Origin of the sequence: Pseudomonas sp. AAC (assembly GCF_000725445.1) — a bacterium.
GTDB classification, from domain to species: Bacteria; Pseudomonadota; Gammaproteobacteria; order Pseudomonadales; family Pseudomonadaceae; genus Pseudomonas; species Pseudomonas citronellolis.
Genome location: NZ_KL647095.1, coordinates 554,382 through 576,601, shown reverse-complemented (window position 1 = coordinate 576,601; position 22,220 = coordinate 554,382). Strand labels below are relative to the sequence as shown.

The window sequence follows — 22,220 nt, the reverse complement described above, 5'->3', positions numbered from 1 at the left end:
AATACGTGACTGAACTCGACCAGGGAAATTTAATGCCGCATCAGCACCCGGAGTTCCTTTTGGGACAACAAATTATTGCTCTAAAAAAGCAGCCCGCACCCTCAACAACCAATCTGCGTATGTCAGTCCTTCGGATCCGGGCTCAAAGAAACATCCAATTTTAGCAATCATAATCTCGCGACAATCCTCTTCAGAAAGCTTAAGAGCAATCAACTGATCAAGCTCAGCCGCCCCCGCGAGTAACCTATCGCGAGATTCAGTATTAGTAATCTCATGAATCACCCCGCTACTATTACTGAATTCTTCAGGCCAGTCTTGATGAAAATAGCAGCCTAATAACTGACCGAGAATGCTGTAATTTTTCATATTCATGGCACCGTAGGGAATCCTGTAAGAATTTTATACCCTGTTGGCATTTTCGAGTCACGCACAAGTATGACCCTGACCGAACTTGCATCTACTGCGCTGGACGCGCCACGAGCGACAGATATCCCAACAGGGCTTGATAGGGTATGGTCAAGTCTCAAGCGGTTTGCGCTCCCAGAAAGCCAGCTCGCAATTTCTGCTTGCTTCATATCCAAGGTTTGTGAAACGGCCTTTTCAGCAAATGTTCGATCATAAAAAGATGACGACCCGGTAATTTTAGGCTCAGCCGAAAGACGACTTAGCAACTGTGCCTCTGATTGCCCAACATGCTTTGCAATCAAGTGCCCACCAGCTGCTTCATGAGCTGCAAGTCCACCACCTGGAACAATTGGGCTAACTGCCTTAGCAGCCTCTTTTGGGACAGTAGCCTCTCCAGCCCCTTTAACCGCCGCACCGACACCACCTCCCACCAGGATGGCACCATAGTTCTCTTGAGCGAATGTAATCAAGTCCAAGTGCACCCCCGCCGCATAATCGGCAAAGGTCTGCTCTTGGAAGTGCTCGACGATGGCTTTCTCTTCAGGCAACAAGGCAGGTGAGTCTACCAAGCGGTCCAGCGCCTTCGAGCCGGCCTCTATTGCGTCTAGCTGCGCTGCGCAGGATGTGCCGTTTAGGCTTTGGCAGCCATAGAGCTTCGCTCCGGTTTTACTGTCGTTAGCTTCTTGGAATTTGTCTTTTACCTGTCCACGACACGCGTCTGGATTTGCATTGGCACGACAGCCAATCAACTCCTTGGCCATCTCGTCCACCTCTTCGTGGGCGAGATAGTTATTGAGAGTTGCCTGCTGAGCCACCCAACCTGCTTTCTCCTGTGCCTTCTCATCACCTCCAACCCCAGCGGCCACTGTCATGCCGACCAACTGCGAGGTCATGGCCAACAATTGTTCATGCTGCTGGCCGGGGAAGATCTTGTCGCCGAAGGAAGCCACCAACGCTTCGTTGGCTCCCGCCGCGAGAGCGCCGCTACGGAAGTCGCCGCCTGCTGCTTCGGCGATCAAGCCGCCGACGATTGCATGTACCGCAACCTTGGTGGACAGGCCGGTACCAACAAGCGCATTGCCAACCTTGTTGTAGATAGCCCCGGAGACAGTATCCGCAACCATATCGATAGCGGCTTGCCCCAGGTTTTTCGTGAAGCTGCCTCCTTGAGTCGCGGTCTTTAGCGCAGCCTTGACGGACAGTTGTAGAGCCATATTGTCAGGGGAATAGCCTGCGCTGATGCCTGCGGCTACATAGCCCTTGAGTGCATCGCGAGAGGTCACATCTTCGACAACTGCTCCCAGGTTCCCCCGATTATTGATAGTGCTGATGGCTGCTTGGGAGGCCGCAGACGTTGCCACCGCAGTAAGTGCAAGGTTCGCCCATCCTGCTGAGGAGGCGGTAGTGGCGGCGGTCGCAGCTGTACCGGCAGCCATTGCGGTTCCTGATCCCGCGGTCGCGCCGGCTGCACTGCCAATTGCAGCGCTCGCTGCGCCAGCAGTGAGGTAGGTCACGATGATCGCAATAGCCAGTTGCGCCCCTGCCCCCAATCCAGAACTGCTGTAGGAGTAGCTGTCGTGCAACTCCTTCACGGCCCGCCAATCCACATCCCCCCGAGCTTCAGCATCCTTGAGCCAGGCCAGATTCGGATCGGCCTGTACCATGGCATCAATAGCCTGACTGACGGTCTTCTGGTCGATGTGCTTGTAATCAATATTCAGGCCATCGATGGCCTTGATGGTGATGCTGCCGTTGGCGATCAGCTCGCTCTGGCGTACGGCCTCGTCGGTTTTGCCCTTGCCCTTGGCGGACTGCCAGGCGAGGTTGCTCTTGCTCTTCTCGTGGCTTTCCTGATGCAGGTCCTTGACCGCTTCGAAGGTCACTGCGCCGCCGCTGACGATGGCGATGTCGTTGCCGCTTTCGAGCTTGGCGGCCTGGTATTTCTGGTCGCCGCCGCTGAGCAGGGTGATGTCGGCGCCGGCACTGATCTGGCTGCCCACCGCCTTCACATCGGTGACTTCGTCGCGCTTGAAGCTCTTGCTGCCGAAACTGCCCTTTTTCTTCTTCTGATACAGCGAGTAGTCGCTGTCGTTTTCCGCCAGCAGTTCAAGCTTGTCGCCGGCCACCAGGTAGGCTTCGTTGCCCGCGTCGATCTTGCCGGACTTGAGGGTGATGTTTTCCTCGGCGCTGACCAGAACATCACCACCGGCGTTCAGTGTGGTGGACTGCTGGTGGACATGGTCCTCCTGCGCGGTGACTTTCTTGGTCTTGCTGTAGCTATGGCTCTCATCCGCCGCCGAAGCCAGCGTCACGTCCCGCTCGGCGCTGAGCGCCGCATTGCGCGCGGCGTCGAGGCTGCTCGCCACGGCGGTCAGGTCGCGGCCGGCGCTGATGTCGAGGTCGCGGCCGGCACTGACCTCGGCGCCCAGTTGCTGGATGGTCTGGCTGTAGGAGCGGCTGCCGTTGACCTGGCCGTTCTCCACCTGCGCGGCGCTGATGTTGACGTCGCGCCCGGCGTTCAGCAGCAGGTCGTTGCCGGCCTTGAGTGCGCCGCCGAGGTTGCTGATGTCGCGCCCGGCGCTGATGTCGAGGTTGCCGGCCGCTTCGATGCGCGCGGCGCTGTCGGCGAAGCTGGCGGTCCAGGTGCGGTTGCCCTGAGCGCTGTCGATGCGGGTGACGCTACGTTCGTTGATCACGTCGCCGGTCAGCGCGGTGAGGCTGACGTCGCGCCCCGCGAGGATGCCGCCGGCGGTATTGCGGATGCTGTCGGTGGCCAGCAGGTCGAGGCGGTTGCCGGCCTCCGCCAGGCCGCTGTTGATGATGTTCGCCGCGGTGGCGTTGAGGTTGTTGCTGGCGCGCAGGGTGCCGGCGTTGTTCAGGTCGCCGCCGCTGATCAGGCTCACGTCCTGGCCCTGGATCAGCGCGCCGTTGGGCGCCAGGCGGTTGTCGGCCTGGGCCAGGTAGAGCACCGGCACCAGTACCTTCTCGCCGTTCACCACGGCCTCTTCCAGCCAGACGATGTCGTGGGTCAGCGCCGCCACCTGTTCGGCGGTCAGGCCCACACCCACCGTCAGGTTGAGGCTGTCCTTGTAGGCGATGGCGTTGTCCATCAGGTACTTGAACAGCGCCTCGTCGCTGGCCATGCCGTCGATGAAGCGCTGGCCGGTGCGCGCCACCACCGCCTGCTGGATCAGGCGCTGTTCGTAGAGGCCATCGCCCAGGCGCTTCTGCGCCTGGTCCGGGTCGTAGCCGAGCAGGCCCAGCAGGTAGTCGGAGCTGAGGAAGCTCTTCAGGCTGGTCAGCTCGGGATTGGTCTCGATCAGGTACTTGTGGCTGTTGCTCGGCGTGGTGCTGCTGGGCAGCCCCTGCACGCGCGGGATGTTCAGGCCGGAATCGGACTGGGCGCTACTGGCCCCGGCCAGCGCCGGGTCGCTGGCACCCTGTACGCTGCCGGCGGCCCCGCCGCTACCGGCTTCGCCGCTGAGGCGGAACAGGCCATTCTGACCTTGCGGCAGGCTGAAGCCCGGCAGTGTGATGGGGTTGACCTGCTGCTGGGCGAGGTCCGGCGGCAGTTGGGCATTGATCGGCACCACGGTGCTCACCGGGCTGGCGCCGACGGCGGTGTCGCCGGTCTTCTGGCCCGGGTTGACGTAGGTGTAGTTGTTGCGGATGACGCTGTTGTTGATCGGGTTGCTGGCGCTGATGCTGACGTTGCCGGCGGCCTGGATGATGCCGGCGTAGGTCTGGTCGCCACTGTTGAGCTGCGTCACCGAGCCGAACTGCGGCAGGTCACGCTCGGTTCGGGCGATGAAATGGCTCATCGCGTCGGCCAGGCCGGCTGGATCGTTGATGTAGTCCGGGCTTTCGTACCAGTACTTGTCGGTGAAGGCGTTGGCCTCGTTCACCCAACTGGACATGTTGCTCGTGCGCTGAGAAACGAATACGCGGAAGGTCTCGGTCTCGCCGGTGACCACGCCCTGGTTGGTCAGGTTGGCGACCGTGGCGTAGAGGTTCTGCCCGGCGCTGATCACGCTGCTGGCGTTGTTCAGGGTGTCGCCGCTGATGTTCAGGTTGCCGCCGGCGCTGATGGAGGATGCGGCGCTGGCCTGCAGCACCTCGAGCTTGTCGCGCTCGGTGATTTCCCATACGCCGTTCCGCTTGCCGGAGCAGTCGGCGATGCTGTCGTTGAGGTACTTGTAGCAGTTCACCTCGACGATCTTGGCGGTGTACTTGCCGGCGTCGTTGACCACCAGCACCACACGCTGGTTGTTCAGCGCGGCGACGTTCAGGCGCATGTCGCCCACGCTCTCCAGGTTGGCGGAGAGGTTGTCCAGGCGCGCGGCACGGTTGCCGGCGTCGTCCGCCGCCAGGTCCAGCGCGCCGAGGCTGTATACGTCCGCCTCGCGGTTGGTGAAGCTGCCCACGCGCAGCGCCATGTCACCGCCGCTGAAGATCAGGCCGTTCTGGTTGAGCAGGTTGCTCGCCACCAGGCGCAGGTTGGCGGCGCTGCCGAGAGTGCCGTAGTTGTTCAGGTTGGCTGCGCTGACTTGCAGGCCCGCCGCAGAGGTGAGTCGGCCACTGTTGTCGAGGGTGCCGCTGCTGCTGACGCGGGTGCTGCCGCCGCCGGCGATGCTGGCCGAAGCGCCCAGGCCGATGTAGCCGGCGCCCAGTGTCAGGTCGCCCAGGCTGCTGAAGCGGCCGTTGCCGGTGTAGCCGCCGCTCAGGCTCAGGTCGAGGCTGCCGTCGCTGGCGATCAGGCCGTTGTTGGTCCAGTTGCCGCCACTGCCGTTGAAGCTCTGCGCGGCGAGCAACTGGCCGCCGCTGCCCTGGTTCAGAGTGCCGACGTTCAGGGTCAGGTTGCGCGCCTGGATGATGCTGTTGTTGGTCCAGTTGGCGGCCTGGTAGCTGAGGCTGCCGTTGGTGGTGAAGCTGCCGCCGGCCTGGCCGGCCAGGGCCAGGTCGATACCGAAGCTGCCAGTGCCGACATGCAGCACGCTGCCGCCGCCGTTCTGCAGGGCGCCGGCCTGCAGGCTGAAGTCCTGGGCGGCGGTTTCGATGCGGCCGAGGTTGTTGTCCAGCAGGCCGGCACTGCTCACTCGGGTACTGCCGTCCTGGCCGAGGGCGCGGATGGCGCCTACCACGTTGTCGATGCTGGCCGCGGACAGGTCGAGGTTGCCGCTGCTTTCGACCAGGCCGAAGCGGTTATTCAGCGCGCCGGCCAGACTGAAGTCGATATCGCCCGCGCCTATCTTGCCGCCCTGACCCAGGGCGGCGCCCTGGTTGAGCAACTGGTTGCCGGTGACGCTCAGCAATTCGCCGGCGTAGAGGCCGCCACCGCGGTTGTCGAGGTCGCTGGTGACGAGGGTGTTGTTGCCGCTGACCGCTGAGAGGTGGCCATTGCGGTTGTCGATGCCGCCCGTGGCCTGCACGTCGAGCGATTGCGCCTGGGTGATGCCGGCGTTGTTGCTGAACCCGCCAGTGACCAGTTTCAGCCAGCCGGCGGCGCTGTCGAGGACGCCGCCAGTGCCGTTGTCCAGGCTGGCGCTGCGCAGGTCGAGGTTGCCGGCCTGGCTGCTGATGCGCCCGCCCTGGTTGCCGGCGGCCCCCTGGATGCGCAGGGTGGTGTCGAGTTGGCCCTGCAGGGTGCCGGCGGCGTTGTCGAGGCTGGCGGCGCCGATGTCGAGCTTGCCGGCCTTGCTGTAGATCAGGCCGTCCTGGCCGTTGAGCAGGTCGCCGCTGAGGCTGAGGTTGAGGGCGTCCTGGCTGGCCACGGTGCCGCCGGCGCTGTTGTCGAAGCGCCCGGCGAGGACGCTGAGCAGGCCCTGGCTGACCAGTTGTCCGCCACAGTTGTCGATGCTGCCGGCGCTCAGGTCCAGCGGGCCGGCGCTGGCCAGCTTGGCGTTCGGCCCCAGGTTTAGCAGCGCGCCGAGCAGGCCCAGGCGCAGGGCTCCGCTGCTGGCCAGGCTGCCACCGCTGTTGTCCAGGCTGCTGGCGTCGAGTTGCATACCGTTGGCGTTGATCTCCCCGCCGCGGTTGTCCAGCGCGCGGCCGCTGCCGGCCAGTTCGCCCTGGGCGCTGAGCAGGCCGCCATTGCGGTTGTCGAGGTCGCCGGCCAGGGCCAGGCCGAGGTCGCTCTGGGTGGAGAGGATGCCGCCGGCGTTGTTCAGGCTGCCGGCTGCCAGGCTCAGCTTGCCCTGGCTGACCAGCGCGCCCTGGTCGTGGTTGTCGAGCACGCCGCTGAGCGTGACGTCGAGGGTGCCGTTGCGGCTGGAAAGCGTGCCGCTGGCGCTGTTGTCCAGGCTTGCGGCGTTCACCGCCAGCGCCTGCCAGCCCGAGAGCAGGCCCTGGTTGGCGTTGCGCAGGGCGGCTGCGGACAAGCTCAGTTGCCCGGCACTGATGATGCCGCCCTGGTCGCCGTTGTCGACGTCGCCGCTGGCGTTCAGGGCAAAGCCCTGGTTGCTGGAGATTTCCCCACCACGGTTGTCGAGGTTGCCCAGGCCGTTGACCTGCAGCGCGCCGGCGGCGCTGAGCAAGCCGCCGCGGTTGTCGAAGTCGCCATGCTGACCGTTGCTGTCCAGGTCGATACGCACGTTGCCTTCGCCGATCAGCTTCGCCTGTTGCTGGATCAGCCGGGCCACGCTCAGCTGCAGGTCGCCCTTGGCAGAGACTTCGCCGCCACCGATGGCCTCGAATTGCCCGGCGCGCAGTTCGAGGGCGCCCTGGCTGGTGATCAGGCCGCCGGGTTGGCCGGCGGTACTCGTACCGTTGCGGATGTCGCCGGCATGCAGCGACAGGCCCTGCTGGCCGCTGAGCACGCCGGCGCGGTTGTCGAGGCCGGCGGTGCTGGCGTCGAGGCGGCCCTGGGCGAGGATCTGCCCGCCACGGTTGTCGCTGGCGCCGCTGGCCAGTTGCAGGTTGCCGTTGCTGGAGAGCAGGCCGCCCTGGTTGTCGAGGCTGCCGGCCATGACGTCGAGCGTGCCGCTGGCGACCAGGGCGCCGTCGCCGTGGTTGTCCAGCGCGCCACGCACATTCGCCCGCAGGTCGCCGCTGCTGGCCAGGGTGCCGCCGTCGCTGTTGTCGAGGCTTTCGAGGTCCAGCTGCAGGCCGGCCTTGCCGCTGGCCACGCCCTGGGTACTGTTGTCCAGCTTGCCGCCGGAAACGCTCAGGACGGCATCGCTGACCAGCCGCCCGCCGCGGTTGTCCACCGCCCCGGCCTGCACGCCCAGCGCGCCCTTGGCCGAAAGCAGGCCGTCGGCATGGTTGTCCAGCTTCTGGCTGACCTTGGCCTGCAGCGTGCCGTTGCTGACCAGGGTGCCCTGGCCGCTGTTGTCGAGGCTGGTGAGGTCCAAGCTCAGCGCCTGGCCGGCACTGAACAGGCCGAGGCGGTTGTCGAGGTCGCCGCCGCTGACCTGGAGGCTGGCGGCGCCGGCCTGGCCGTTGCGGTTGTCCAGGCGCTGCGCCGCGAGCGTCAGGTTGCCGTCGGCCAGCAGGCGGCCCTGGCGGTTGTCGAGGGTGTTGGCCGTGAGGTTCGCGTTGCCGCCCTTGATGGCGCCGCCCTGGTTGTCCAGGGTGCCGGCGACCTTCGCTTGCAGGTTGCGGCTGGCAAGCACGGTGCCGGCGTTACGCAGGTTCTGGGCGTCGATGACCACGTCGCCGCGGGCGTTGCGGCTGTTGTCGGCGTTGACGCCAGCCTCGATCACGCCGTCGTTGCTGAGCTGGCTGGCCTTCAGTTCGAGGGTCGAACCCGCCGCCAGGCTCTGCGCATTGCTCAGCGCCCCACTGGCCTGCACGCTGGCACTGCCCCCGGCATAGGCCGGGCCGTTCAGCGCCACGTCCTGGCCTTTCAGCGCCAGGTCCCCGCTGGCCGCTACCTGGGCCAGTTCCAGCTTACCGTTGGCGTCGATGCGGATGTCGCCAGCGCTGGCCGCCATGTTGCCGGCCAGCCACCACGGTGAGCTGTTTGGCGTACAGGTCGGCGTTGAGCTTGGCGCTGCGGGTGATCAGCTCGAACTGGTCGAGGTTGCTGGCATTGAGCCCGGCGCCTTCGATGGCGATTTCGCCGCCATCCACGTCGTAGCCCTGCAGGCGTTCGCCGGCCAGGATCGGTTTGCCGGTGGTGAGGGTGGCGCGCGGGGTGTTGATGAAGCCGCAGCCGTTGCAGGTGATGCCGTGGGGGTTCGCGACTATGACGTGGGCGCCCTGCCCGGCCACTTCGGTGTAGCCCTTGAGTTGCGAGGGGCTGCCGCCAGTGACTTCGTTGAGGCTCTTCTGCGCCGCCTGGCCCTTGAGGTTGGGGTTGCCGAGGATGATCCCGCCCAGCTGGGTGCTGGAGGTCTTGCCGGTGGCGTTGTTGAGGATCAGGCCCTGCTGGCCGACGTTGTAGTCGCTGAATTTATTGTGCGAGAGGCCGTTGCCATTGGGCGTGGCGATGTTGACGATGGGCACGCCGTTGCCCGCCGCGCCGATCTGCGTGTTGCCACCGGCGGCCGCATCCACCGCCAGTTGGGCGGCGGCTGCGACTATCGGATTGAGGAACAGAAGGCCGGCCAGGGCGCTGGCGATGGCTTTGTAGAAGGGGCGGCGGATGTCCATGTCCTGGGGTCTCCGTGGTGTTGCGGCGTCAGAAGAACAGGTCGACGCGGAAGTAGACCGGGTGTTCGCGTTTGTCGATCACGCTGGGCCGCTCCAGGGAGCGGGCGAAGCTCAGGGTCGCGGCCAGGTACTGGCCACGGGCGTTGAACTCCAGCGCGTGGCCGCTCAGGCGGCCGTGCAGTTCGGGGTTGTAGCGGTCGTGCGCGATGGCGCCGAAGTCGTAGCCGTAGCCCACGCCGTACTCCTGCAGCCAGGGCTGCAGCGCCACCCAGGTCACCGGGCGGCGCCAGCGCAGCTGGTTGCGCCAGTAGTAGCCGCTGTCGCCGGACAGGCTCTGGTCCTTGAAGCCGCGCACCGAGTTGAGCCCGCCGAGGCTGATGCGCTGCGGGCTGTAGAGCACGTCTTCGCTCTTCTGCGCGGTGGCCAGGGCGTCGAAGCTGAAGTTCTCGCCCCACAGCTGGAAGGGCTGCAGGTAGCTGAGGGTGAGGGTGTATTTGTCGTAGCGGGCGTGGGGCTGGTAGGGCTGCGGGTCGTGCTCGCCCTGGGCGCCGAGCGCGCCTATGCCCTGCTGCCAGCCGGCGTCGAGGTTGACGAAGGCGCTGCCGATGCGCCGGCCGTGGTTGAAGCCCAGTTGGCCCTCGGTGATGCGGCTGCTGGAGACGTCGAGCTTCTCGTCGTCGATGTAGTTGTTCGAGCGCACGTGGGCCAGGCCGAAGTTGACCGCGGTCTTGCTCAGGCTGTCGCGGTGCAGCACGCGCTCGGCGCCGAACTGGTGGGAGCGGCTGTCGCCGTCGAGCTTGAAGGCGAAGCCACTGCCTTGGTTGCGGGTGCGGTAGTAGCTCTGGTTGTAGCTGTAGCTGAAGGTCCACCAGCCGTAGGGCAGGCTGTAGAACAGGCCCTGGTTGTCGGAGTGCTTCCAGTGGTCGCTGACCACGTCTTCGGCCACCCGCAGGCCGAGCTGGTCGGCCAGGCCCAGCGGGCTGTCCCAGTCCAGGCCCAGGCCGGCCTGCTGCTCGCCGCTGCTGCGGTCGCCGTTGTTGTCGCGGAAGGCCGAGACGCGCCAGGGCTTGCCGCGCTCGCCGGCCAGCTGCACGCGGCTGCCGCCGACCTGCTCGCCGGGCACCAACTCCACTTGCGCATGGCGCGAGGGCAGGCGGTTGACCTGGTCCACCAGCTGTTCCAGCTCGCGCAGGTCGAGCACCTCGCCGGCCTTGCCGGGGAAGCCCATGGCCAGTTCGCGTGGGCTGGCCACGGCGGAGTCGTCGAAGCCTTCCAGGCGGCCTTCGACCACGATGATTTTCAGCGTGCCGCCGGAGAGGTCCTGCTGCGGCAGGTAGGCGCGGGTGGTGACGAAGCCGCGGGCCAGGTAGTGGTCGGTGATGGCCTTGAGCAGCGCATTGAGCTGGGCCACGCCCAGGCACTGGCCGCGGTAGGGCGCCAGCAGGCGCTCGCGGGTGGCGGCGCCGAGGTGCCCGGCGCCTTCCAGGGTGATTTCGCGGATGTCGAAGCAGCGCGTGTCGGCGGGCTGCTCGGCGGGGGCCTGCGGCGCTGCCTTGCCGGGTAGCTGCTGCAATTCCTCCAGGCGCTTCTGCTGTTCGCGCAGCAGCTGCTCCTGGCGGTCGCGTTGCAGGTCGCGGTCGCCGGGGGTGGTCAGCGGCGCGGCGGAAACATCCAGAACGACGGCCAGGGCCAGGCCCAGCGTCCAGTAATGGGGAATGGACTTCATCCCTTCGATCCCTCGACTACGACATCCGGTTACAAAACCTGGCCGATTAAATCATGGCCAATTGATGTTGAGGGAGTGTCATTCGGCGACTGGTTTCTCTTTTAAGACTATTCCTATGAAGCCGGCAGACGGTGAACCCAGATGCGCCGCAGCACCGTGGCGAATTGCCGCGACAGGCGCCCGCTGTTGTAGTGCTGGCCATAGCGCTCGGCTATCTGCCGCACTTCGCGGGCCAGTTCGGCGTAGCGGCGCGCCGGCAGGTCGGGGAACAGGTGGTGCTCGATCTGGTGGCTGAGGTTGCCGGTGAGCAGGTGCAGCAGCGGCCCGCCCTCCAGGTTGCTGGAGCCGCGCAGCTGGCGCAGGTACCAGTGGCCGCGGCTCTCGCCCTGCAGCACGCTGGCCGGGAACACCGCGGCCTTCTCGGTGAAGTGGCCGCAGAAGATCACCGTGAAGGTCCACAGGTTGCGCAGCAAGTTGGCCACGAGGTTGCCGCAGAACACCGCCCAGAAGCCGCCGGCCAGCAGGCCCAGCAGGGGGAAGGCGAGGTAGTCCTTGGCCCACTGGCGGCCAAGCTTGGCGTTGAACCGGCGCAGCAGCGGGCGCAGTTCGTCCTTGCCCAGGCGGCCCTTGAAGTACTGGTCCAGGCGCAGGTGCTGGATGGCGACGGCGTACTGGAAGAGCACGGCCTGGATCGTCACCCACAGCGGCTGCCAGCGGTAGAAGGGCTTCCACTTCTGCTCGGGGAACAGGCGCACCACGCCGTAGCCGACGTCGTCGTCCTTGCCCAGGACGTTGGTGTAGGTGTGGTGGATGTGGTTGTGGGTGTGCCGCCAGAAGTCGGAGGGGCCGGCGATGTCCCATTCGTACTGGCGCCCGGAGAATTCCGGGTCGTTCATCCAGTCGTACTGGCCGTGCATGACGTTATGGCCCAGCTCCATGTTCTCGAGGACCTTGCCCAGGCCCAGGAGCAGGCTGCCGAGCAGCCAGGTGGAGGCGGACCAGCCGCACAGCAGCAGTGCGCGGCCGGCCCAGCAGCAGGCGCGCACGGCGCTGCGCACGCGGCGGATGTAGCGGGCGTCGGCGGCGCCGAGGTCGTCCAGGGTGCGTTGGCGCAGGGCGTCCAGTTCGGCGCCGAAGGCGGCCAGCTCGGCCGGGGTGAGGTCGCGGTCTTCGCGCATGCTGGGGTTCCGGGGAGGCTAGAGGTCGAGGCTGACGTCGCCCTGCGGGGCGCTGACGCACAGGCGGATGGGCTGCTGCGGCTCGTTGTGCAGCGCGCCGCTGCGCAGGTCGCGCACGCTGCCGGCGAGCAGGGTGCAGGTGCAGCTGGCGCAGATGCCCTGGCGGCAGCCGTGGGCCGGGCGCAGGCCGGCGGCCTCGGCCTGTTCCAGCAGGCTGCGCTGGTTGTCGCCGGCCACCTGGCGGCCGCTGCGGGCGAAGTGCAGGTGGACCTCGCGCGGGGCCTCGTCGGTGGCCCAGGCGGGCGCGCTGAAGGCTTCCCATTGCAGGCTGGCGGCGCGGGGTTCGAGGTGGTCGCGCACGGCGCCGACGAAACCGGCCGGGCCGCAGGCCAGCACGTGCCCGGCGGGCAGGCCCTGCAGGTGTTCGGCGTGGAAGCGCCCCTGCAGTTCGCCGGCCTGCGCCGCGCCGCCGCTGATGGCCCAGCGCGGGCGGAAGTTGGGGTACTCGCGGGCCAGGGCCTGCAGGCGCTCGACGAAGGCGCGCTGGCTGCGTTCGTGCACGTAGTGCAGCAGCGTCACCGGGCCGCGGTAGCCGTCGGCCAGGGCCTGGCGCAGCAGGCCGAGCAAGGGTGTCAGGCCACTGCCGGCAGCCAGCAGCAGCACGCCGCGTTCGTCCTGCGGCCAGTGCAGTTCGCCGCCCGGCGCGCCCAGTTCCAGCACGTCGCCGACGCACAACCGGCCCAGCAGCAGCGGCGAGACCCGCCCGCCGGGCTGCAGCTTCACCGCGATCTCCAGGCAGCCGTCCTCATCGGCGATCAGGCTGTAGCTGCGCCCCAGGCGCACGCCGTCGTGCTCGATGAACAGCTGCAGGTGCTGGCCCGGCCGCGCGCCGCGCCAGTTGGCATTGGGCCGCAGGCGCAGGGCGAGCATGTCGTCGGCCACCCACTGGCGGCCTTCGACGCGGGCGAACACCCGGTTCAGCGCCCAGGCCGGGTTGAGCATGGCCAGCACGGCATCGACGTCGGCCTCGCGCAGCCAGCGCTGGCGCACCAGCACACGCAGGGGGCCGAGCAGCGGGCGCAGGGCACGCAGCCAGGCCAGGGGAAGCAGGGACATGGACGGCATCCAGACAGTAAACACTTGTTCACTAAACTGGCATGCCGCCACTTTTCAGTCAACAGTCGTTCACTGAAGTAGCCGGCGCAGTCGCCGATTTCCCCGGCCATTTGCTAGAGTGCCGGGGCCCCTGCCATGGAAGCCCCGATGTCCTCTCCCCGCGCCGAACAGAAACAGCAGACCCGCCAGGCCCTGATGGACGCCGCGCGCGGCCTGATGGACAGCGGCCGCGGCTTCGGCAGCCTGAGCCTGCGCGAGGTGGCGCGCGCGGCGGGCATAGTCCCGGCCGGTTTCTACCGGCACTTCGCCGATATGGACGCCCTGGGCCTGGCCCTGGTGGCCGACGTCGACGAGACCTTCCGCCAGACCCTGCGCGCGGTGCGGCGCAACGAGTTCGAGCTGGGCGGGGTGATCGAGGCCTCGGTGCGCATCTTCCTCGACGCGGTGAGCGCCAACCGCACCCAGTTCCTGTTCCTGGCCCGCGAGCAGTACGGCGGCTCGCTGCCCATCCGCCAGGCCATCGGCACCCTGCGCCAGCGCATCACCGACGACCTGGCGGCGGACCTGGCGCTGCTCAACAAGCTGCCGCACCTGCAGGCCCAGGACCTCGACGTGCTCGCCGACCTGGTGGTGAAGACGGTGTTCGCCACCCTGCCCGAACTGATCGACGCGCCGGCCGAGGCGCTGCCGGCGCACCTGACGCCGGAGGCCAAGGTTACCCAGCAGCTGCGTTTCATCATGATTGGGGCCAAGCATTGGCTGGGGATCGGGGCAAGGGGCTGAGGCTGGGGCTTCCTTGTAGGAGCGAGCTTGCTCGCGAACCCGCCGGTGGCACCTGCGCACGGGTTCAACTCCGCTCCCTCTCCCTAACCCTCTCCCTGAAGGGAGAGGGGACCGTTCGGAGTGCGCTGATGTTTTGGCGTTAGCCGGCTTGCACCGAGTAGCCGGCTGACACCAAACCCTCTCTCGGCACGGACAAGCCCCCTCTCCCTTCAGGGAGAGGGCTGGGGAGAGGGCAAGGAGGTCGGGCCGACTACGTTGTCACCGGCCAACACCCTTCGCGAGCAAGCTCGCTCCTACGAAACCCCCATTCCGCCCCACATCGGTGCGCACCATTCCCGTGCGCACCAGCAACGCGCACGCGCACCATTGCTGACCACTCGGACAACCCGCCCAGCCCCCGCCATTGCTGGCCGCGCCCGGCCCTGGCAAGGCCCTTGCTGTAGCTCGGCCATTGCCTACTGCCGGACACCGCCATGCTGGTCATCCACCAACGCATCGAGCCCCGCGAGCGCTGGGACGCCGAACTGCACCTGAACTACGAGGCGCGCAGCAAGCGCCGCCTGCGCTGCTACAGCCGCGATGGCGAGGACGTCGGCCTGTTCCTCGAACGCGGCCAGCCGCCGCTGGCGGACGGCGACTGCCTGCTGGCCAACGACGGCCGCGTGGTGCGCGTGTGCGCCGCGCCCGAGCAGTTGATGCACGTGACCTGCGCCAGCCCGCGCGAGCTGAACCGCGCCGCCTACCACCTGGGCAACCGCCACGTGGCGCTGCAGGTGGGCGAAGGCTGGCTGCGCCTGCTCGACGACTACGTGCTCAGGGCCATGCTCGACCAGCTCGGCGCCACGGTGCAGAGCATCGAGGCGCCGTTCCAGCCCGAGCACGGCGCCTACGGCGGCGGCCATCACCATTCGCACCATGGCGAGGCGGAATTCAACTACGCGCCGAAGCTGCACCAGTTCGGAGTGCGCAAGTGACCGGCGCAGGCCTCTGGCCGTTGCTGCGCCTCGCCAGCCCGCAGTTGCCCATCGGCGGCTACAGCTATTCCCAGGGCCTGGAAGCCGCCCTGGAGCACGGCCTGGTGAGTGATGCCGACAGCGCCTTCGCCTGGCTGGCCGACCAGCTGCAACTGAACCTGGCGCGCTTCGAGGGCCCGCTGCTGGCCGAGCTGCTGCGCGCCGCGCTGGCCGCCGACTGGGCCGCGCTAAGCGATGCCGCCGAACGCCACCGCGCCAGCCGCGAAACCCGCGAACTGGCCCTGGAAAGCCGGCAGATGGGCTTTTCCCTGGCGCAACTGCTGGAAGCCCTGCCCGAGCTGGACGAAGCGGCCCGCGCCTGGCTGGCCGCGCAGCCGGAACCCTCGCTGGCCGCCACCTGGGCGCTGGCCGCGCGGGCCTGGGGCCTGGACGTGGAGCAGGCCCTGGCCGCCTGGCTGTGGAGTTGGGCCGAGAACCAGCTCGCGGTGCTGATGAAGGCCCTGCCCCTGGGCCAGCTGGCCGCGCAGAAGCTTACCTCGCGCCTGCTCCCCGAGCTCGAACGCGCCTGCGCCGCCGCGCTGGCGGAGGACGCGCCCGGCGGCGCGCCCTTCGGCCTGGCCCTGGCGAGCATGGTCCACGAAACGCAATACAGCCGTCTGTTCCGTTCCTAGGAGAACCCCGCATGAACTCCCAACCCCTGCGCGTCGGCATCGGCGGCCCGGTGGGCTCCGGCAAGACCGCCCTGACCCTGGCGCTGTGCCACGCCCTGCGCGAGCGCTACAACCTCGCCGTGGTGACCAACGACATCTACACCCAGGAAGACGCCCAGTTCCTAGTGCGCAACCAGGCCCTGGCGCCGGAGCGGATCATCGGCGTGGAAACCGGCGGCTGCCCGCACACGGCGATCCGCGAGGACGCCTCGATCAACCTGGAGGCGGTGGACCAGCTCAACCGCCGCTTCCCGGGCCTGGAGCTGATCCTGGTGGAGTCCGGCGGCGACAACCTCTCGGCCACCTTCAGCCCCGAGCTGTCGGACCTGACGCTGTACGTGATCGACGTTTCCGCCGGCGACAAGATCCCGCGCAAGGGCGGCCCGGGCATCTGCAAGTCCGACCTGCTGGTGATCAACAAGATCGACCTGGCGCCAATGGTCGGCGCCTCGCTGGAAGTGATGGCGCGCGACGCGAAGAAGATGCGCGGCGAGCGGCCCTTCGTGTTCAGCAACCAGAAGACCGGCCAGGGGCTGGACGAAATCATCGCCTTCATCGAACGCCAGGGGCTGCTGACCGCGGCCTGAGAACAACCCACAAGGAGTCCCCCATGTCCCTGCGCAAAAGCCTCTTCGCCCTGGCGCTGTGCCTCGCCCCGGCCCTCGCCTTCGCCCACCCCGGCCACGGCGAGCACGGCCTGGCCGCCGGCGTGCTGCACCCGCTGACCGGCCTCGACCACCTGCTGGCGATGTTCGCCGTCGGCCTCTGGGCCGCCCAGCAACGGGGCGCGGCGCGCCTGGCGCTGCCCTGCACCTTCGTCGGCGCCATGCTGCTTGGCGGCCTGCTCGGCTTCGACGGCGTGCAACTGCCCTTCGTCGAAACCGGCATCGCCGCCTCGGTGCTCGCCCTGGGCCTGTGCGTGGCCCTGGCGGTGCGCCCGCCGCTGCCGCTGGCCATGGCCGTGACCGCGCTCTTCGCCCTGGCCCACGGCATCGCCCACGGCCTGGAGCTGCCGGAACTGTCCAGCCCTTGGGCCTACGCCGCCGGCTTCGTCTGCGCCACCGCTGCGCTGCATGCCGCGGGCTATGCGCTGGTGCGCTTCCTGCCGCAGGCTGCGGCGCCGTTGGTGCGTGTGGCGGGCCTGGCCTCGGCGGGTGCCGGGATGTGGTTGCTGGCGGGTTGATCGCGAATCCGGATTGAGAATCGCGGACGGAGTCCGCTCCTACGGGGGAGGAATACCGTGCCTCCCAGCAGCCTGTAGCGGGCCCTGCCCGCGATTCGCGCGCAGGGCGCGCTCCTACATGGGAATGAGCATGGGACGAAGCCATGGTGCTCTTCGTAGGATGGGTTGAGCTTGCGAAACCCATGCGGTCACGGTGATGGGTATCGCTTCGCTCAACGCCATCCTACGACGGCGCTAAGGCTCGCTCCTACGAGAAGCCATACGCACCGCCCCGTCAGAGCGAAATGGGGTAGTTGAAGATCACCCGCGTCTGGTCGAAATCGCTGTTGAAGCTGCGCCGGTTGCTGCCATGGTTGACGCGCACGTTGAGCTTCTTCAGCGGCCCGCTCTGCACCGTGTAGCCCAGCTCCAGGTCACGCTCCCATTCCTTGCCGCCGCTGCCAGCCTTGGTGGTGGCGTTGTCGCCCTTGCCGTAGCGCACCATGCTCACCAGGCCGGGCACGCCCATCGCGGCGAAGTCGTAGTCGTAGCGCAGTTGCCAGGAGCGTTCGTCCTCGTTGGTGAAGTTGCCGTTGAACATGTCGTTGCCCATGGTCCTGCCGCTGCTGCCGTAGACCGACTGCCAGCCACCCTCGCCGCCGACCTTCTGCAGGCCGAGGTAGAGGGTATGCCCGCCATGGTTGGCCGAGAGCAGCGCGTAGGCGGTGTGGCTGTCGATGTCGCCGGCCAGGGCGCGGCCGTCGTCGCGGTCGAAGAACAGGCCGAGGTTGGCGCCCAGCACCCAGTCGCCCACCGGCTGCTTGTGCAGCAGGTTGAAATAGCGCTGGGTGTAGATGTCCTCCAGTTGCGCGTACCAGGCGCCGACCAGGGTGCGCTGGTCGTTGAAGCGGTATTCGCCGCCGGCGTAGTTGAAGGCGTCGGACTTCGCCGTGGGCGCCGACCAGGACGACAGGTCCTGCATGTCCGCCGAATTGCGCAGGCTGACCTGGTCGTAGCGCCCGCCGTACAGGCTCACCCCGGCCCACTCGCGGGACACCAGCGCCGCGCCGCGGAAGGTCTGCGGCAGCAGGCGGCCATCGTCGTAGCGCAGCACCGGCACGTCCGGCAGCATTTCGCCGAGCTTCAGCTCGCTGGCCGACAGCCGCAGCTTGGCCGCCACCGCCACGCGCCCGTATTCGTCGGCGGCCTTGCCGTCGTCGTGCACCGGCAGCAGTTCGGAGCCGCTCTGCTCGCGGCTGCTGTTCAGCTTCACGCCGTACAGGCCCATGGCATCCACGCCGAAGCCCAGCGGCCCGCGGGTGTAGCCGGAGCTGAACTTGAGGATGAAGCCCTGGGCCCATTCGTTGATCAGGCTCTTGCCGGCGCTGTGGTCGCGGAAGTCGCGGTTGAACGCGTAGTTGCGCAGCACCAGGTCGGTGCGCGAATCCTCGAAGAAGCCGCCCTCCTCGGCCAGCGCGGGCGCGCACAACAGCGGCAGGGCCACGCAGGCGAGGGACGGCAATACGGCGGTGTGACGGTTTTGCATTGTTATTGTTCTCCGTTTTTTTTCGGGGTGCAGCGGCCCGCGGCGCGTCCGTGTGAGCGCGCCCTGGGCGGGATTGGTGGCAGAACCGGCTAGGCGATCAGAACGGGTAGCGGCGCGCCTCCCGTTGCACGCTCACCCAGTGGTCGCGGGTGAATTCGTCTATCGCCCAGTCGCCGTTGAAGCGGCCCAGGCCGGAGTTCTTCTCGCCGCCGAAGGGCGCGTTGGCCTCGTCGTTGACCGGGATGTCGTTCACGTGGGTCATGCCCGCGCGGACCTTGCGGGCGAAGGCCACGCCGCGCTCCAGGTCGCGGCTGAACACGGCGCTGGAAAGGCCGTACTCGCTGGCGTTGGCCAGTTCCAGGGCATGGGCCTCGTCGCGGGCGCGCAGCAGGCCGATCAGCGGGCCGAAGATTTCGTCGCGGGCGATCTCCATGTCCGGGCCGACTTCGCCGTACACGTGGGGCGCCAGCAGTTGGCCCTGCACGCCGCCTTCGTACAGCGGCCTGGCGCCTTCGCGGCGGGCCAGGGCGACCTTCTCCAGCAGGCCTTCGAGCTGGCGGGCGTTGATGATCGGGCCGATGGCGGTCTCCAGCGACTGCGGGTCGCCGACCTTCACCTGCTTCACGCGCTCGACGAAGCATTCGGCGAAAGCGTCGTACAGCGCGTCGACCACGATGATGCGGTTGATCGCCATGCAGATCTGCCCCTGGTGCAGGAACTTGCCGAACACCGCGGCATTCACCGCCTGCTCCAGGTCGGCGTCCTCCAGCACCACGAAGGGGCTGTTGCCGCCCAGCTCCAGGGCCACGTGCTTGAGGTGCGCGCCGCCGCTGGCGATGCGCCCGATGTTGCGCCCCACCGGGGTGGAGCCGGTGAAGGTCACCAGGCCCGGCACCGGGTGCTCGACGAAGGCGTCGCCGATCTCGCTGCCGGCGCCGACCACCACGCCGAGCACGCCGGCCGGCAGCCCGGCTTCCTCGAAGATGCGCGCCAGCAGCAGGCCGCCGCACACCGGGGTGTCGCTGGCCGGCTTGACCACCACCGCGTTGCCCAGCGCCAGGGCCGGGGCCAGCGAGCGCTGGGTGAGGTGCAGCGGGAAGTTCCAAGGGCTGATGACGCCGACCACGCCGATGGCGCTGCGGTACACGCGGCTCTCCTTGCCGGGGATGTTGGAGTCGACGATGCGCCCGTGCACGCGGCTGGGGAAGGACGCCGACTCCAGGGTGATGCCCCGCGCCGCGCCCCATTCCAGGGTGGCCTTCAGGCGGGTGCTGCCGGACTCGCGGACGATCCAGTCGATGATCTCCTCGCGGCGCCGGTCGAACACCTCCACCACCCGGTGGAGCAGCGCGGCGCGTTCCGCCGGCGGCAGCGCGGCCCAGGCCGGCTGCGCTTCGGCGGCCTTGCGGTAGGTGGCATCCAGGTCCTCGCGGCTGGCCTGGGGGATTTCCGCCAGCAGGCTGCCGTCGTAGGGGTTGCTGTCGCGCAGCACCTTGCCGGCGCTGCCGGTGCGCCATTCGCCGGCGAGGGGTTGCAGGTGGAAGTCGGTGTAGGGGGTATTGGCATCGCTCATGACAAAGCTCCTTGAAAGACGGGGTTCATACCAAGGGTCCGCTCGCGGCGGCGGCTTCGCGGGCGCGCGCCTCCACCAGGCGCAACAGCCCGAGCAGCATTTCCGTGCGCGGCACGGCGATGCCCGCCCGCCGCGCGCGAGCCACCACTTCGCCGTTGATCGAACCGATCTCCGTGGGCCGCCCCGCCAGCACGTCCTGCAGCATCGAGGGCTTGTGCGTGCGGTGCTGGGCGATGGCGTCGGCCACACTCGCCAGGCAGTGCCGGGGGTCCACGGCGATGCCCTCGGCGCGGGCCACGGCCAGCACCTCCTGCGCCACGGCGCGGGCCAGTTCGGGGCCTTGCGGCACGGCCGCCAGTTGCCCCACCGCGCAACCGGTGACTGCGCACAGGCTGTTCAGCGCGGCGTTGAACGCGACCTTCTCCCAGATCGCCGCCCACACGTCCGCATCCGCCACGCAGCGCAGGCCCGCCGCATCCAGCACGGCCGCGACCTCCGCGCAGGCCGGGCGTTCGACACCGTCCGCCGAGAAGACCCGCACCACGCCTAGGCCGTGGGACTCGACATGGCCGGGGCCGTGCAGGTCTGCGGGCCAGGTGGTCATGCCGATCAACACCTGCTCCGGCGCGACGTGGCGGCACAGCGTCTCGGCGTTGCCCAGGCCGTTCTGCAGCGACAGCACTCGCGTGTGCCCGCCGATATGCTGCGCTACGCTGGCCAAGGCCTGCTCGGTGTGCAGGGTCTTGGTGAACACCAGCAACAGGTCCGGGTGCCCGCTGGCCTGTTCCGGGCGGCAGGCCGCCAGCCCTCGGATGCGCCGGTCGCCGCTGTCGGTGACCAGGCGCAGGCCCTGTTCGCGGATGGCCGCCAGGTGCGCATCGTTGATGTCCAGCAGGGTCACCCGCCGGCCGCTTTCGGCCAGCAGGCCGCCGAACAGCGAGCCCATGGCGCCGGCGCCAAGGATGCTGACGTGGGTAATGCTGCATTCGCTCATCGGATCGACCTCCCGCTCGTGAGCCGTTTCAAGACAGCCCCGGCGCGCGCCGGGGAATGTGCCGGCGCACCAGCATCAGGGCGATCATCGCCGCCACCATCACCGTGCCCAGCAGCGTCAGGTAGCCGTGCGCGCCGCTCAGGGTGATGACGCTGGCCCCGGCGAAGGCGCTGAGGATCGCGCCCAGGCGGCCGAAGGCCAGGGCCGAGGCGGTGCCGGTCGCCCGCACGCCGGTGGGGTAGATGAAGGCGCACAGGGCATAGAGCGTGGACTGCACGGCATTCACGAACAGGCCGTGCACGCCGAAGCCGAAGATCAGCAGGCTGGCATGCTGGTTCACGTCCACCAGTTGCATGGCGAAGGCGCTGGCGGCGCCGCCCAGGCAGCACAGCAGCAGCGGCCAGTAGGAGCCCCAGCGGGTCATGGCCACGGCGCAGACCAGCGCGCCTATCACGCCGCCCAGGTTGTAGGCGGTCAGCCCGGAACCGGCCACGGCCAGCGACAGGCCTTCGGCCTGGAGCATGGTCGGCAGCCAGCTGAAGGCGCTGTAGACGGCGGTCAGGCACATGAAGAAGGCCACCCAGACGGCAACGGTGTCACGCCCGTAGCCGAGATCGAACAGGGCGCGGAAGCCGGCGCGTTTCTCCCGCGCCTGTTCCAGCGAATCGGTGTAGCGCGCGCCCTCGGGCATGGGCCGCTGCATGCGCCCGAGCAGGCGGCCCAGTTCGCCCCAGCGCTGCGGCCGGCGCGCCAGGAAGCGCGGCGACTCCGGCAGCGTCGCCAGCAGCAGGAAGCCCAGCACCAGCGGCAGCGCGCCGCCGGCGAAGAACAGCGTGCGCCAGCCGTATAGCGGCAGGATGTGCGAAGCGAAGAAGCCCGCCAGCATGCCGCCCAGGGGCACGCAGACGATGGTCGCGGTCACCGCCAGGGTGCGCCGCCGCGCCGGGGTGAATTCGGCGGTCATGGTGGTGGCGCTGGGCAGCGCGCCGCCGATGCCCAGCCCGGCGACGAAGCGCAGCAGCGCCACCGTCAGGGCATCCGGGGCCAGGCCGATGGCGCAGGTCGCCGAGCCGAACACGAAGACGCTGGCGATGACTGCCATGCGCCGCCCGAAGCGGTCGGCGAACAGGCCGGCGCAGGCGCTGCCGATGCCCATGCCGATCAACCCGGCGGCCACCGCCGGGGCGAAGGCCTCGCGGCTGATGCCCCACTCGGCGATCATCATCGGGATGGCGAAGCCGATGAGCTGGCCGTCGAAGCCGTCCAGCACGATGGACAGCGCGGCCAGCAGCACCACGACCTTCTGCATCCGGGTGAAGGGGCCTTCGTCCAGCAGGGTACCGATGTCGGCGCTGGCCGCAGGGCGGCTCGAGTGCCGGCCGGCAGCCTCCAGCGTCTCACTGACGGTAGTCGTATTCATATCCACCTCGTTCTTATTGTTGTGGCGTGGCCGCGAGCTGC

15 protein-coding genes are annotated in these 22,220 nt (G+C 68.0%); 5 read left to right on the top strand and 10 right to left on the bottom strand.

The features are described 5' to 3' along the window. Nucleotides 1-72: 72 nt before the first annotated feature. The 6 genes from FG99_RS31965 to FG99_RS08020 form a co-directional block, all read right to left on the bottom strand. Complete coding sequence (locus FG99_RS31965) at nucleotides 73-366, bottom strand: contact-dependent growth inhibition system immunity protein (protein ID WP_141766232.1); 294 nt, start codon at nucleotides 364-366, stop codon at nucleotides 73-75. A 2-nt stretch (nucleotides 367-368) separates the two neighbouring features. Beyond that, nucleotides 369-8,336, bottom strand: a complete 7,968-nt coding sequence (locus tag FG99_RS33070; protein ID WP_051878596.1) for an RNase A-like domain-containing protein — start codon at nucleotides 8,334-8,336, stop codon at nucleotides 369-371. Then, nucleotides 8,293-8,997 (bottom strand): filamentous hemagglutinin N-terminal domain-containing protein, encoded by a 705-nt coding sequence (locus FG99_RS33180; RefSeq protein WP_051878594.1) that lies wholly within the window; start codon nucleotides 8,995-8,997, stop codon nucleotides 8,293-8,295. The genes FG99_RS33070 and FG99_RS33180 overlap by 44 nt, the downstream gene beginning before the upstream one ends. A gap of 28 nt (nucleotides 8,998-9,025) precedes the next feature. After that, nucleotides 9,026-10,723 carry a ShlB/FhaC/HecB family hemolysin secretion/activation protein gene (locus FG99_RS08030; RefSeq protein ID WP_051878591.1) on the bottom strand — a complete coding sequence of 566 codons (1,698 nt, stop codon included), beginning with the start codon at nucleotides 10,721-10,723 and terminating at the stop codon, nucleotides 9,026-9,028. Nucleotides 10,724-10,836: 113 nt separating this feature from the next. Continuing rightward, the gene (locus tag FG99_RS08025; RefSeq protein ID WP_043268664.1) at nucleotides 10,837-11,901 is read right to left on the bottom strand and encodes a fatty acid desaturase family protein; all 1,065 of its coding nucleotides are present in this window, start codon (nucleotides 11,899-11,901) and stop codon (nucleotides 10,837-10,839) included. 18 nt (nucleotides 11,902-11,919) lie between these two features. Then, entirely contained in the window at nucleotides 11,920-13,017 is a 1,098-nt protein-coding gene (locus tag FG99_RS08020) for a flavin reductase family protein (RefSeq protein WP_043268662.1), read from the bottom strand. Nucleotides 13,018-13,164: 147 nt separating this feature from the next. On the opposite strand from FG99_RS08020, the gene FG99_RS08015 reads away from it, so the two are divergent. The 5 genes from FG99_RS08015 to FG99_RS07995 all read left to right on the top strand — a co-directional run bounded on the left by FG99_RS08015 (nucleotide 13,165) and on the right by FG99_RS07995 (nucleotide 16,667). Then, entirely contained in the window at nucleotides 13,165-13,800 is a 636-nt protein-coding gene (locus tag FG99_RS08015) for a TetR family transcriptional regulator (RefSeq protein ID WP_043268660.1), read from the top strand. 473 nt (nucleotides 13,801-14,273) lie between these two features. Further along, nucleotides 14,274-14,774, top strand: coding sequence for an urease accessory protein UreE (ureE, locus tag FG99_RS08010; RefSeq protein ID WP_043268658.1), 501 nt, complete (start codon nucleotides 14,274-14,276; stop codon nucleotides 14,772-14,774). After that, nucleotides 14,771-15,445, top strand: coding sequence for an urease accessory protein UreF (locus FG99_RS08005; RefSeq protein ID WP_043268656.1), 675 nt, complete (start codon nucleotides 14,771-14,773; stop codon nucleotides 15,443-15,445). Before ureE ends, FG99_RS08005 begins: the two co-directional genes overlap by 4 nt. Before the next feature lie 11 nt (nucleotides 15,446-15,456). Next, entirely contained in the window at nucleotides 15,457-16,071 is a 615-nt protein-coding gene (gene ureG / locus FG99_RS08000; RefSeq protein WP_043268654.1) for an urease accessory protein UreG, read from the top strand. 23 nt (nucleotides 16,072-16,094) lie between these two features. Further along, on the top strand, nucleotides 16,095-16,667 hold the full coding sequence (locus FG99_RS07995) for a HupE/UreJ family protein (RefSeq protein WP_043268652.1): 573 nt from the start codon (nucleotides 16,095-16,097) through the stop codon (nucleotides 16,665-16,667). A 274-nt stretch (nucleotides 16,668-16,941) separates the two neighbouring features. Here the strand turns inward: FG99_RS07995 and FG99_RS07990 are convergent, their stop codons facing one another. The 4 genes from FG99_RS07990 to FG99_RS07975 form a co-directional block, all read right to left on the bottom strand. Beyond that, nucleotides 16,942-18,192, bottom strand: a complete 1,251-nt coding sequence (locus FG99_RS07990; RefSeq protein ID WP_043268650.1) for an OprD family porin — start codon at nucleotides 18,190-18,192, stop codon at nucleotides 16,942-16,944. Nucleotides 18,193-18,289: 97 nt separating this feature from the next. After that, nucleotides 18,290-19,765 (bottom strand): aldehyde dehydrogenase family protein, encoded by a 1,476-nt coding sequence (locus tag FG99_RS07985; protein ID WP_043268648.1) that lies wholly within the window; start codon nucleotides 19,763-19,765, stop codon nucleotides 18,290-18,292. Nucleotides 19,766-19,790: 25 nt separating this feature from the next. After that, a complete protein-coding gene (locus FG99_RS07980) occupies nucleotides 19,791-20,759 on the bottom strand; it encodes a ketopantoate reductase family protein (RefSeq protein WP_009613394.1) in 969 nt (322 codons plus the stop codon). Between the two features lie 28 nt (nucleotides 20,760-20,787). Next, nucleotides 20,788-22,179: an MFS transporter gene (locus FG99_RS07975; RefSeq protein ID WP_043268646.1), complete on the bottom strand. Its 1,392-nt coding sequence runs from the start codon at nucleotides 22,177-22,179 to the stop codon at nucleotides 20,788-20,790. Nucleotides 22,180-22,220 lie beyond the last annotated feature (41 nt).

What these genes read in the sequence shown, in the direction of transcription:
- FG99_RS31965 (WP_141766232.1), bottom strand. Translation starts at nt 366, where the DNA reads ATGAAAAATTACAGCATTCTCGGTCAGTTATTAGGCTGCTATTTTCAT.
- FG99_RS33070 (WP_051878596.1), bottom strand. Translation starts at nt 8,336, where the DNA reads ATGGCGGCCAGCGCTGGCGACATCCGCATCGACGCCAACGGTAAGCTG.
- FG99_RS33180 (WP_051878594.1), bottom strand. Translation starts at nt 8,997, where the DNA reads ATGGACATCCGCCGCCCCTTCTACAAAGCCATCGCCAGCGCCCTGGCC.
- FG99_RS08030 (WP_051878591.1), bottom strand. Translation starts at nt 10,723, where the DNA reads ATGAAGTCCATTCCCCATTACTGGACGCTGGGCCTGGCCCTGGCCGTC.
- FG99_RS08025 (WP_043268664.1), bottom strand. Translation starts at nt 11,901, where the DNA reads ATGCGCGAAGACCGCGACCTCACCCCGGCCGAGCTGGCCGCCTTCGGC.
- FG99_RS08020 (WP_043268662.1), bottom strand. Translation starts at nt 13,017, where the DNA reads ATGTCCCTGCTTCCCCTGGCCTGGCTGCGTGCCCTGCGCCCGCTGCTC.
- FG99_RS08015 (WP_043268660.1), top strand. Translation starts at nt 13,165, where the DNA reads ATGTCCTCTCCCCGCGCCGAACAGAAACAGCAGACCCGCCAGGCCCTG.
- ureE (WP_043268658.1), top strand. Translation starts at nt 14,274, where the DNA reads ATGCTGGTCATCCACCAACGCATCGAGCCCCGCGAGCGCTGGGACGCC.
- ureG (WP_043268654.1), top strand. Translation starts at nt 15,457, where the DNA reads ATGAACTCCCAACCCCTGCGCGTCGGCATCGGCGGCCCGGTGGGCTCC.
- FG99_RS07995 (WP_043268652.1), top strand. Translation starts at nt 16,095, where the DNA reads ATGTCCCTGCGCAAAAGCCTCTTCGCCCTGGCGCTGTGCCTCGCCCCG.
- FG99_RS07990 (WP_043268650.1), bottom strand. Translation starts at nt 18,192, where the DNA reads ATGCAAAACCGTCACACCGCCGTATTGCCGTCCCTCGCCTGCGTGGCC.
- FG99_RS07985 (WP_043268648.1), bottom strand. Translation starts at nt 19,765, where the DNA reads ATGAGCGATGCCAATACCCCCTACACCGACTTCCACCTGCAACCCCTC.
- FG99_RS07980 (WP_009613394.1), bottom strand. Translation starts at nt 20,759, where the DNA reads ATGAGCGAATGCAGCATTACCCACGTCAGCATCCTTGGCGCCGGCGCC.
- FG99_RS07975 (WP_043268646.1), bottom strand. Translation starts at nt 22,179, where the DNA reads ATGAATACGACTACCGTCAGTGAGACGCTGGAGGCTGCCGGCCGGCAC.